Source organism: Kitasatospora sp. NPDC007106 (assembly GCF_040634455.1).
GTDB classification, from domain to species: Bacteria; Actinomycetota; Actinomycetes; order Streptomycetales; family Streptomycetaceae; genus Kitasatospora; species Kitasatospora arboriphila.
The window spans coordinates 1-2657 of sequence record NZ_JBEYFP010000785.1 but is presented as its reverse complement, the minus strand read 5'-3'; the positions used below and the strand labels follow the sequence as shown (position 1 = coordinate 2657).

General features: G+C 70.5%; 1 protein-coding gene. It reads left to right on the top strand.

Translation table 11 applies throughout. The features are described 5' to 3' along the window. Positions 1-496 precede the first annotated feature (496 nt). Positions 497-2617, top strand: a complete 2121-nt coding sequence (locus tag ABZ641_RS32290) for a discoidin domain-containing protein (protein WP_359987598.1) — start codon at positions 497-499, stop codon at positions 2615-2617. Positions 2618-2657: the final 40 nt, after the last annotated feature.

Sequence of the window (2657 nt, the reverse complement as noted above, 5' to 3'; positions counted from 1 at the left end):
CGTCTCCGGCACCGGCCGCTACGTGCGGATGTACGGCACCCAGCGCGGCACCGGATACGGCTACTCGCTCTGGGAGTTCCAGGTCCGCACCGGCGGCGGCAGCACCCCGCCGACCGAGCCGCCCACCACCCCGCCGACCACGCCGCCCGGCAACTGGACCACCGTCTTCAACGAGGACTTCAACGGCGGCGCCGGCACCGCGCCCAACGGCAACGACTGGATCACCGACACCGGCACCGCGTACCCCGGCGGCCCGGCCAACTGGGGCACCGGCGAGGTGCAGACGGCCACCGGCGCCCCGGCCAACGTGGGCCTGAACGGCAGCGGTGCGCTCAACCTGACCGCCCTGAAGAACGGTTCGGCCTGGACGTCCGGCCGGGTCGAGTCCAAGCGCACCGACTTCGCCGCCCCGGCCGGCGGCCAGCTGCAGATCTCCGCCACCGTCAAGCAGCCGGACGTGGCCAACGGCCTCGGCTACTGGCCGTCGTTCCGGGCGATGGGCGCCGCCAACCGCGGCAACTCCACCGTCTGGCCCGGCGCGGGCGAGAGCGACATCCTGGAGAACGTCAACGGCCGCAGCCAGCTCTCCACCACCCTGCACTGCGGCACCGCCCCCGGCGGCAACTGCAACGAGTACAACGGCATGACCAGCGGCCTGGCCTCCTGCACCGGCTGCCAGACCGGCTACCACACCTACTCCCAGATCATCGACCGCACCACCTCGGACGAGCAGATCCGCTGGTACCTCGACGGCCGCCAGGTCTGGCAGGTCAACGAGTCGCAGGTCGGCGTCGCCACCTGGGACGCGGCCGTGCACCACGGCTTCTACCTGGTGTTCAACCTCGGCATCGGCGGCGGCTTCCCCGACGCGGTCTGCAACTGCACCACCCCGACCGACGCCACCACCTCCGGCGGCACCCTGAGCATCGACAAGGTCGCCGTCCAGGTCGCCACCGGCCCCGCCCCGGCCCCGCTCACCGACCCGGCCGTGCCCACCGCGCCGTCCACCGTCAAGGTGACCGGCTCGCAGGGCAACTGGCAGCTGCAGGTGGACGGCCGGCCGTACCAGCTCAAGGGCGTCACCTGGGGCCCGGCCAACTCCACCGCCGAGGCGCACATCCGCGAGCTCAAGGCGATGGGCGTCAACACCCTGCGCACCTGGGGCACCGACGCCGGCAGCAAGCCGCTGCTCGACACCGCCGCCGCGCACGGCCTCAAGGTGGTCAACGGCTTCTGGCTGAACCAGGGCGCCGACTACGTCAACGACACCGCCTACATGGACTCCACGCTCGACCAGATCAAGCAGTGGGTGACCACCTACAGGAACCACCCCGGCGTGCTGCTCTGGGACGTCGGCAACGAGGTCATCCTCACCACCCAGGACCACGCCTACAACGGCACCACCGTCGAGCAGCAGCGCGTCGCCTACGCCAAGTACGTCGAGCGGGTCACCCAGGCGATCCACGCCATCGACCCCAACCACCCGGTGACCTCCACCGACGCGTACACCGCCGCGTGGAAGTACTACAAGGACTACTCACCCAGCCTCGACCTGCTCGCGGTGAACTCCTACGGTGCGGTCTGCAACGTCAAGAACGACTGGATCAGCGGCGGTTACACCAAGCCGTACATCATCACCGAGTCCGGCGAGGACGGCGAGTGGGAGGTGCCCAACGACGCCAACGGCGTGCCGCTGGAGCCCACCGACGTCAAGAAGCGCGACGCCTACCTCTCCAACTGGGGCTGCATCACCGGCCACACCGGTGTGTCGCTCGGTGCGACGGTCTTCCACTACGGCACCGAGAACGACTTCGGCGGCGTCTGGTACAACACCGTGCCCGCCGGCTGGCGGCGGCTCGCCTTCTACTCGGTCGCCAAGAACTACGGCGGGAACGCCGGCGGCAACACCCCGCCGGTCATCTCGGACCTGTCGCTGAGCAACACCGCGACCGTCCCGGCCGGCGGCACCTTCGACATCACCGCCGCCACCACCGACCCCGACGGCGACCTGATCCGCTACAACCTCTACTACTGCGCCAAGTACGCGGGCGGCGGCACCGGCTTCAGCCAGGTCGCCTTCACCCAGACCGGCGACGGCCGCTTCACCGCGGTCGCCCCGAAGAGCCTCGGCGTCTACAAGGTCTACGTCTACGCCTACGACGGCCACGGCAACGTCGGTATCGAGACCAAGTCCTTCCGGGTGGTCGCGTCCACCCCGAGCGGCACGAACATCGCGCTCGGCCGGCCCGCCACCGCCTCCACCTTCCAGGCCCAGGGCAACGGCGCGCCGTACCCGGCGTCCAACGCCACCGACGGCAACTGGAACACCCGCTGGGCCAGCGAGTGGGCCGACCCGCAGTGGATCCAGGTCGACCTGGGCGCGGTGAAGTCCTTCAAGCACGTCCAGCTGGGCTGGGAGGGCGCCTACGGCAAGGCCTTCCAGATCCAGACCTCGACCGACGGCACCAACTGGACGACCGCCTGGGCGACGACGAGCGGCACCGGCGGCGTCGACGACGTCGACGTGAACGGCAGCGGCCGCTACGTGCGGGTGAACATCACCCAGCGCGGCACCGCCTACGGCGACTCGCTGTACGAGTTCGGCGTCTACGCCTGACCCGGAGCCCCGGCCCGGCCTCCCCGGGCCGGGTCGCGGA